The organism is Bacillus sp. JJ1566 (assembly GCF_036962685.1).
Taxonomy (GTDB): domain Bacteria; phylum Bacillota; class Bacilli; order Bacillales; family Bacillaceae_L; genus Ferdinandcohnia.
The window spans coordinates 1-8,807 of sequence record NZ_JBALOP010000080.1; the positions used below are offsets into that span (position 1 = coordinate 1).

Here is an 8,807-nt window from a genome sequence, read left to right on the forward strand (position 1 = left end):
ACCTTATTCAACAGAAGTAGGTACTTCTGTTGAATAAGGTTAATTCTATTTTACACAAAAATACCTGTTTGTCTTATTAGACAAACAGGTTTCTACCCGTCACTAAACCACATTATGTAAAAGGACATACATTTATCGTGGTTCAACGATTAATTTTATAGCAGTTCTTTCTTCACCATCAATTAGAATATCAGTAAATGCCGGAATACAGATTAGGTCCACTCCACTCGGTGCTACAAACCCTCTAGCTATCGCTACTGCTTTCACTGCCTGATTTAATGCACCTGCTCCAATCGCCTGAATTTCTGCAGCCCCTCTTTCACGCAATACACCCGCAAGCGCCCCAGCTACAGAATTAGGATTAGATTTTGCTGAAACTTTTAATATTTCCATTTCTACTTTCCTCCTTGTTCTTTACAATGTTTCCCTGAGTGATCGGTAGAACCATATAAACAAATAACGACTAAAATTGCGATCTAACATTTTATCTCTATTCGAAAAAGATCGCAGGACTTACCAGTGGCCAACTTTATTCAACCAGGGATTACCAAGTCTCTTGTTGAACAACGAATAATGATCCCATAACTACTATATTCACTAGAAACTATCAGTATTCCTGCTTGTTCGTAAGTTTTTTCTAAAAATTCAAAAACTTACCCAAAACATAAAAAAACCAAGATATTTTAATTGATATCTTGGTTGAAAATTTTAATCAAAAAATGGATGATCGTCATTAATGAGGATTCGTTGAATCCCTTTTGCCTTTCCACTTTTAGCGTCTACTTCCACAAGAACTCCATTTAATTGGGTTCTTCCTTCTACAACCTCAAAGCGTGTAGGCAATGCCGTTTTAAATTTATGGATGACAGCTTCTTTACCCATACCCAATATACCATCGTAAGGTCCAGTCATTCCGACATCTGTGATAAACGCAGTACCTTGTGGCAAAACACGGTTGTCGGCTGTTTGTACATGTGTATGTGTTCCAACCACAGCTGTTACCCGGCCATCAAGATACCAACCCATTGCGATTTTTTCACTTGTAGCTTCCGCATGAAAATCAACAAAAATAATGGAAGTTCGCTTTTTTGCTTGTTCAATTAATTCGTCGCATCTTTTAAATGGATCGTCAATGGCTGGAAGAAAGGTCCGCCCTTGCAGATTTATAATCGCAACTTCTTGTCCATTCACTTTACTAAACATCATTCCCTGACCTGGAGTTCCTTCAGGGAAATTTGCTGGTCTTATCATGTTTTTCGCGTTATCAATAAACTCGAAAATGTCTTTATTGTCCCAAGTATGATTACCAAGAGTAATTGCTTGGGCACCGTTTTCTAGAAATTGGTTATAAATTTTTTTAGTAATCCCTCTGCCTGATGCTGCATTTTCTCCATTCACGATTGTAAGTGTTGGATGAAATTTTGCCTTTAGTTTTGGAAGATAGTCTCGGATCATATCTCTTCCCGGTGAACCGACTACATCACCTATAAATAAAATCTTCATGTAAAAGCCCCTTTCATAACAAATAAAGCACAAAAAGCGAAAAATCGCAATGTCGAAGGCCGCTTTTAAAGTAGATTTGTCTTTTGAAAATTTTTTAGTAAAAAAATAAAGTGGTCAAATGACCACTTTATTTTGCGTATTCTACCGCTCTTGTTTCACGAATTACAGTTACCTTGATATGACCCGGATAATCCAATTCTTCTTCGATTCGTTTACGGATATCGCGAGCTAATCGATGCGCATTTAAGTCATCGATTGTATCAGGTTTTACAATAATTCTGACTTCACGTCCAGCTTGTATAGCAAAGGATTTTTCAACACCCTCATAGGATTCTGAAATTTCCTCAAGCTTTTCAAGACGACGGATATAGTTTTCAAGTGTCTCACTTCTAGCACCAGGTCTTGCGGCAGATAATGCATCAGCTGCAGCAACTAATACAGCAATAATAGATGTTGGTTCTGTATCTCCATGGTGGGAAGCAATACTGTTGATTACAATTGGATGCTCTTTATACTTCGTAGCTAATTCTACCCCGATTTCAACGTGGCTACCTTCCACTTCGTGGTCAATAGCTTTACCAATATCATGTAATAGACCAGCACGACGAGCAAGTGTTTCATCTTCACCTAGCTCAGCAGCCATTAAGCCTGCTAAGAATGAAACCTCCATTGAATGCTTTAAAACGTTTTGGCCATAGCTTGTACGATACTTCAAGCGACCTAAAATCTTAATTAAATCCGGATGGAGTCCATGAACACCAACCTCAAAGGTTGTTTGTTCACCCACTTCACGAATATATTCATCCACTTCACGTCTTGATTTATCAACCATCTCTTCAATACGTGCTGGGTGAATACGTCCGTCCTGAACAAGTTTTTCAAGTGCGATTCTCGCTGTTTCACGGCGAATTGGATCAAAGCCAGATAAAATAACTGCCTCAGGTGTATCATCAATAATAAGGTCAATACCCGTTAATGTTTCAAGAGTACGGATGTTTCGTCCTTCTCTACCAATAATACGACCTTTCATCTCATCATTAGGCAAGTTTACTACAGATACTGTAGTTTCTGCGACATGATCAGCGGCACATCTTTGAATAGCAAGTGAAAGGATTTCTTTTGCCTTTTTATCAGATTCTTCCTTTGCACGATTTTCAGCTTCTTTCACCATCATCGCAATATCATGGGAAAGTTCATTTTCAATTCGTTCAAGGATGATATGCTTTGCTTCTTCACGTGTTAAGCTAGAAATACGCTCGAGTTCAGCTTGTTGCTTGTGTACCATTTCTTCCACTTTGCTTTCCATCTCTTCAATATGCTGTTGTCTTTGAGCGAGAGAATCCTCTTTCTTTTCTAACATGGATTCACGTTTATCTAATGTTTCATCCTTGCGATCAAGGTTCTCTTCTTTCTGCATTAAACGATTTTCTTGTTTTTGTAGTTCGTTTCTTCGATCACGGGTTTCTTTTTCTGCCTCTGTACGAAGTTTGTGAATTTCATCTTTTGCCTCTAATAGTGCTTCCTTCTTTAATGAATCTGCTTCTCTATTCGCATCTTCAATAATTTGTTCGGCAACACCTTTTGCACCTGCAATTTTAGTTTCGGCAATTGATTTACGAACATAAAAGCCAACAATCGCACCGACGATTAGGCCAACCAAAGCGGAGATGATTATAGAAATGGGATCCATCTTCTTCACCTCCTCTTGCTATGAACTTTTTCTTGCTAGATCAAAATGTCGGCATGTACATTTTTACAACATACAGCGCAAAGGCTTTTTAAGCTAATCAGAGTCTTAGGTTACGATCCGAAAGCAGTTTTTAACTACTCCGGGTCTGAATAGCAAAAGCTCAAACCGAGTTTTGCTTCTAACGTTTTAATTCTAACAAAATGTAAAATATACATTTTAATTGTAAATGTGTGAATTTTTATTGTCAAGGGCTGACAGAAATAGTATTACATGAAAATGGAAATTTCGACTAGTGAATTATGTTCATTCGGGTTTCGGGGGTATTGTTTCACATTAAAAAAGTGTTAAATGGAGAAAATAAAGAAGAGACACAATTGCTGTGCCTCTATCTTCATTAGTCTAGTAAATCAAATTCTTCTTGATTTTCATCTGCAGGAGCAACTTTTTCACCGTCAAGACCGTAGTGATCTCTAATCTGCTGAAGGATTTCATTACGAACGTCAGGGTTTTCTTTTAAGAATTGTTTTGCATTTTCGCGCCCCTGACCAACTCTTTCTTCCTTATAAGAATACCAAGAGCCGCTCTTTTGGACGATATCAAGTTCCGAACCGATATCAATGATTTCGCCCTCAATTGAAATTCCTTCTCCGTACATAATGTCTACTTCGGCTGTTTTAAATGGTGGTGCTACTTTATTCTTAACAACCTTTACTTTTGTTCTATTACCAACAAGTTCATTGCCTTGTTTTAATTGTTCCGCACGACGAACCTCTAGTCTTACAGAAGAATAAAATTTAAGCGCACGTCCACCTGGAGTTGTTTCTGGGTTTCCGAACATAACCCCAATTTTTTCACGGACTTGGTTAATGAAAATTGCAATTGTATTTGATTTATTAATTGCACCTGAAAGCTTACGTAATGCTTGTGACATTAAGCGGGCTTGTAGACCCATATGGGAGTCTCCCATTTCACCTTCAATTTCCGCTTTTGGAACAAGTGCTGCAACAGAGTCAACTACTAAAATATCGACTGCTCCACTACGTACTAATGCTTCAGCTATTTCTAATGCTTGTTCACCAGTGTCAGGCTGCGATAATAATAATTCATCAATGTTTACACCTAATTTTTGTGCATATGCTGGATCAAGCGCATGTTCCGCGTCAATAAACGCTGCTTGTCCACCTTTTTTTTGTACTTCAGCAATTGCATGAAGTGCTACAGTAGTTTTACCAGAGCTCTCTGGTCCATATATTTCAATAATCCGTCCTCTTGGATATCCTCCAACACCTAATGCTACGTCTACTGCTAGTGATCCACTAGATATAGTGGAAATTCTACGATCAGTTTGTTCTCCGAGCTTCATGATTGAGCCCTTACCAAATTGTTTCTCTATCTGCTTCAGTGCCATTTCTAAGGCCGCTTGACGATCACTCACTTTTTTTCCTCCTTTATTCATTAAACTATTATTACTATACAATGTTTTTTTCAATTTGCCAAGCAAAAAGTCGAACATTTATTCGGTTATTTTTGTTAATAGTTTTTTCCCATAAATCCAATTATTAATAGTTGAAAATCATATTTTCAAAGTAATATAGACCAACATTTTTGAATTTTACCCTTTCAAAAAAAGTACAATAAAAAAAGCGTAAGCATATACAACTTACGCATTTTTTCCAATCAATACACTTTACTTATTGGAATGTTCTTCTTCCCATACCTTATCTAAAACTTGATTGAATGCTTCGACTGGCTGTGCACCAGAAACAGCATACTTATTATCGAATACGAAGAAGGGAACACCTTGAACACCGACTGAACGAGCCTCATTAATATCCTCGGTTACCAAATCTGTATTGTCTTTACTTTCTAAAACCTTGCGTACTTCCGCACCATCAAGACCTACCTCTTCCGCCAAACGGACGACCGTTTCTGCATCATTCAGGATCTCACCTTCTGTAAAATGTGCATTATAGAAACGACTGAAAAATTCATTCCCTTTTCCCTGCTTTTTCGCGTACTGGAAAACGCGATGGGCATCATACGTACTGGTAAGTTTGGCTATGTCGTAGTTAATTTCAACTCCTGAATTCTTTGCCATATCTGTCACTTGTTTAAGCATAGTGTTTGCCTGTTCTAATGGCACTCCCTTCATGCTAGAAAAGGTTTGAGCATAGCTTTGACCAGGAACATATTTCGCATCTGGCATAAGTAAAAAGCTTTTATATTCTACTTCTACTTCTTTAGCATGGGTAAAATTCTCTAATGCTTTATCGAGATGTGATTCCCCGATAAAGCAAAAAGGGCATACAAAATCTGACCAAATGGTTATTTTCATTATTTTCCCTCTTCCTTTTGAATAACCGGACCACATATTCCAGTATTGATATCACAGACAAATCCTGAGGAACTGTCAAAATCCAAGCTTTTTAATTTCTTGACGCCATTTAGTTCTTTCATTGCTTTATTAACATTTTCTCCTTCTGTTGAAGATGCAACAGATTTTGTTTGCTTGTCATTTAACATCGAGTATTCCTCCTTTTCGTTTCATTATGATTATTTTATATGATTTTCCCATTGATTTCTAATAATTGAACCGAAATGTTGTCAAAACTACATGCCGTATTATTTTTCATTGTATACTCTCTGTATCTCCGCAAGATCAAGTTTCTTCATTTGAAGAATTGCTTTATTTACACGGTCAAGTTGATCTGGTGTGCTATTGCTCATCATCTCATCCATATCTCGCGGCACAATCTGCCATGACACACCATACATATCCTTCAGCCAGCCACATTGTTCAGCTTCAGGCACAGCAGACAGCTTATCCCAGTAGTAATCAATCTCTTCTTGCGTTTCGCAATATACCAAAAAGGAGACTGCCTCGTTGAAACTAAATTGGTGATCTTCGGCACTATCCATTGCAACAAACCACTGATTCTTTAATCTAAAATCAGCAAACATGATTGTTCCTTCTTTGTTAGGTTCCATGCCCCCGGGATAGTGGGCAATATGGCCCTTCTTTGAATTCTTAAATACAGATGAATAAAAATGAATCGCCTCTTCCGCTTTACCACATTTATCACTAGTGAACATTAATGATGGAATAATCGTAGGTCGCTCCTCACCTTCTGGATTTGTAAGAATTAACTGCCACGACAAACCATATTTATCCTGAATCCAACCATATTTCTCACTAAACGGATACTTATCAAGTGGCATAAGCTCTGTACCGCCATCGGATAATTTGTTCCAAATCTCATTTAACTTTTCACTCGCGTCTTTTTCTCGTGATGGATCAAAATTCACAAAGAAAGATACAGATGGATTGAATTTGAAATATGGACCCGCACTAATAGCCATAAACTTTTGTCCCCACAACTCAAATGAGACTAAACCAGCGTCACCTGATGGTGTATCGTGAAGTGTTGTTACATTCGTAATTCTTGAGTCTGGAAAAATAGATGCATAAAACTCTGCAGCTTCTTTCGCCTCTTTGTCATACCATAAATGTGGAACGATAATTTGATTCGTCTTTGTCATTATTACCGGCTCCCTTAAGTATTTTTTCATTATTTTATCCATTCAACAACATTAAAGTTTTTCCTTCTTATTCCATAAAAAAAGACGATCTTTAATTGATCGCCTTTTAAATAAAAAATTAGTTTCAATGTTCGTTTAATAATTGAAGTAAATAGTAGAAACCATATTTAATTGTTCTAGTTCTGATTCCTTGACGTGAACCCGCTAATTGTAACGGATATACCTTTGTAGGTTGATCTAAATAGGAAATCCCGATATACACCATGCCTACCGGTTTTCCTTCTGATTCACTTGGTCCCGCTACACCTGTAAAACTTATCCCAATATCAGAGTTTAAGAGCTTCCTTACATTCTCAGCAAGCTGCTTGGCCGTCTGACTACTTACAGCCCCATCCGTATCGAGGGTTTCTTTCTTAACATGCAGCACCTGTTCCTTCACTTCATTTGTATAACAAACGACTCCACCCTTTACAACTGCCGAAGAGCCTGCTAGATTTGTCAATTCTTCGGAGAACATGCCACCTGTTAAACTTTCAGCACTGGCTATCGTTAGTTTAGAAGTTTTAAGCTTATTCATTAGTTCAATGACTAGTGAAGTATAGTTATAGCCATATAAGAACTTGCCGACTCTCTGTAAGATTTGCGCTTCCGTTTCATCTAATAGTTTATTTGCAACTTCAAGAGAGCTATGTTTTGCTGTTAATCGAAGTGTAACCTCACCATCACTTGCTAATGGGGCAATCGTTGGATTTGTTTGATTGTCGATTAAATCCTCAATCTCCGTTTCAAGCTGTGATTCGCCGATTCCAAAGAAACGCAACACCCGCGATTCAATTCGTTCCACTACACCTAGTGATTTTAATAAAAATGGTGCACCGTACGCTAGAAACATTGGATTAAGCTCTTTAGGTGGACCTGGGAAAAGCATGTAAGTGATCTGATCAACCTCAAGTCCCATTCCAGGTGCCATCCCATGGTCGTTAGGGAGGATTTCAGCCCCCTCAAGTACAAGGGCCTGCTTTTTATTATTCTCAGTCATATGGCGATTTGTTTTCTTAAAGAAATCTTCAATACTACGTAAGGCCGTTTCATCAAATACAAGCTGTTTTCCTAACAGCCTTGCAATCGTCTCTTTTGTTAAATCATCCTTTGTTGGGCCCAGTCCACCAGTAAAAATGATTAAATCCGAACGAGATTGTGAGATTTTAATTACATCCTCTAAACGGTCGGAATTGTCACCAACAACAGTATGGAAGTAAACATTGATTCCAAGCTCAGCAAGCTGTTTGGAAAGAAATTGTGCATTTGTATTTGCAATTTGACCCAAGAGGAGTTCAGAGCCTACAGCAATAATTTCAGCATTCATTTAAGAACCTCACTATCCTATTTAGAGTTTGCAAAAACCCCTTTATTTTTTGCAAAATAATCCCAACCTGAAACAACCGTAAATATGACAGCAATCCATAGTGCAATCATATCAAATGGAATTGAAAGAAATTCAAACGGCCAGTTATGTAATAATAATGCAGAAACAGCTACAACTTGTGCCCACATTTTTATCTTCCCTAACATTTTCGCAGCTGCAACCTCTCCACCTTCAGCTAGTAAGAGTCGTAAGCCAGTAACTGCAAACTCCCTACTTATGATAATAATTACCATCCATGCAGGCGCCAAACCGAACTCGACTAAGCTAACCAACGCTGCTGATACAAGTAGCTTGTCCGCAAGTGGGTCCAGAAATTTTCCAAGGTTTGTGACTAAATTATGCTTTCTTGCTAAATGTCCATCAATCCAATCTGTACTAGAAGCTACAATAAATATAATTGCGCCAACTAAATGGGAAACAGGGATGGTCATTGAGCCAACTGAAACATCGCCCCATCCAAACGGAACAAACATGATAATTAAAAATAGTGGAATTAAGCAAATTCTTGCCACTGTAATCTTATTTGGTAAATTCACATTCATACCTCCAAAATATAATCAAATGCGCCTCGGCGTATTTGCCGCCCGATTTTTAGGCCCACAGGAAGTGGGTCATAAAGACGAAGACATCAGGATGTGGCGTTTTTAG

The 8,807-nt window shown here is 38.0% G+C and carries 9 protein-coding genes; all 9 read right to left on the reverse strand.

Going from position 1 to position 8,807, the window contains the following annotated elements; genetic code table 11:
* Positions 1-132 precede the first annotated feature (132 nt).
* The 9 genes from spoVS to pgsA all read right to left on the reverse strand — a co-directional run bounded on the left by spoVS (position 133) and on the right by pgsA (position 8,695).
* On the reverse strand, positions 133-393 hold the full coding sequence (gene spoVS, locus V7112_RS23295; RefSeq protein WP_003211281.1) for a stage V sporulation protein SpoVS: 261 nt from the start codon (positions 391-393) through the stop codon (positions 133-135).
* 315 nt (positions 394-708) lie between these two features.
* The gene (locus tag V7112_RS23300; RefSeq protein WP_335424285.1) at positions 709-1,503 is read right to left on the reverse strand and encodes a TIGR00282 family metallophosphoesterase; all 795 of its coding nucleotides are present in this window, start codon (positions 1,501-1,503) and stop codon (positions 709-711) included.
* Positions 1,504-1,630: 127 nt separating this feature from the next.
* Positions 1,631-3,193: a ribonuclease Y gene (rny, locus tag V7112_RS23305; protein ID WP_335424287.1), complete on the reverse strand. Its 1,563-nt coding sequence runs from the start codon at positions 3,191-3,193 to the stop codon at positions 1,631-1,633.
* Between the two features lie 394 nt (positions 3,194-3,587).
* The gene (gene recA, locus V7112_RS23310) at positions 3,588-4,628 is read right to left on the reverse strand and encodes a recombinase RecA (RefSeq protein ID WP_335424290.1); all 1,041 of its coding nucleotides are present in this window, start codon (positions 4,626-4,628) and stop codon (positions 3,588-3,590) included.
* Positions 4,629-4,880: 252 nt separating this feature from the next.
* Positions 4,881-5,528 (reverse strand): DsbA family oxidoreductase, encoded by a 648-nt coding sequence (locus tag V7112_RS23315; protein ID WP_335424292.1) that lies wholly within the window; start codon positions 5,526-5,528, stop codon positions 4,881-4,883.
* A complete protein-coding gene (locus V7112_RS23320) occupies positions 5,528-5,716 on the reverse strand; it encodes a hypothetical protein (protein ID WP_335424295.1) in 189 nt (62 codons plus the stop codon). Before V7112_RS23320 ends, V7112_RS23315 begins: the two co-directional genes overlap by 1 nt.
* 99 nt (positions 5,717-5,815) lie before the next feature.
* Complete coding sequence (locus V7112_RS23325) at positions 5,816-6,733, reverse strand: VOC family protein (protein WP_335424297.1); 918 nt, start codon at positions 6,731-6,733, stop codon at positions 5,816-5,818.
* 124 nt (positions 6,734-6,857) lie between these two features.
* Complete coding sequence (locus tag V7112_RS23330; protein ID WP_335424299.1) at positions 6,858-8,099, reverse strand: competence/damage-inducible protein A; 1,242 nt, start codon at positions 8,097-8,099, stop codon at positions 6,858-6,860.
* Positions 8,100-8,116: 17 nt separating this feature from the next.
* Positions 8,117-8,695, reverse strand: coding sequence for a CDP-diacylglycerol--glycerol-3-phosphate 3-phosphatidyltransferase (pgsA, locus tag V7112_RS23335; RefSeq protein ID WP_335424302.1), 579 nt, complete (start codon positions 8,693-8,695; stop codon positions 8,117-8,119).
* Positions 8,696-8,807: the final 112 nt, after the last annotated feature.

Bases quoted from the DNA above. Each gene is read 5' to 3' on its own strand.
- V7112_RS23330 (WP_335424299.1), bottom strand. From the start codon at position 8,099: ATGAATGCTGAAATTATTGCTGTAGGCTCTGAACTCCTCTTGGGTCAA.
- spoVS (WP_003211281.1), bottom strand. From the start codon at position 393: ATGGAAATATTAAAAGTTTCAGCAAAATCTAATCCTAATTCTGTAGCT.
- V7112_RS23325 (WP_335424297.1), bottom strand. From the start codon at position 6,733: ATGACAAAGACGAATCAAATTATCGTTCCACATTTATGGTATGACAAA.
- V7112_RS23320 (WP_335424295.1), bottom strand. From the start codon at position 5,716: ATGTTAAATGACAAGCAAACAAAATCTGTTGCATCTTCAACAGAAGGA.
- V7112_RS23300 (WP_335424285.1), bottom strand. From the start codon at position 1,503: ATGAAGATTTTATTTATAGGTGATGTAGTCGGTTCACCGGGAAGAGAT.
- rny (WP_335424287.1), bottom strand. From the start codon at position 3,193: ATGGATCCCATTTCTATAATCATCTCCGCTTTGGTTGGCCTAATCGTC.
- V7112_RS23315 (WP_335424292.1), bottom strand. From the start codon at position 5,528: ATGAAAATAACCATTTGGTCAGATTTTGTATGCCCTTTTTGCTTTATC.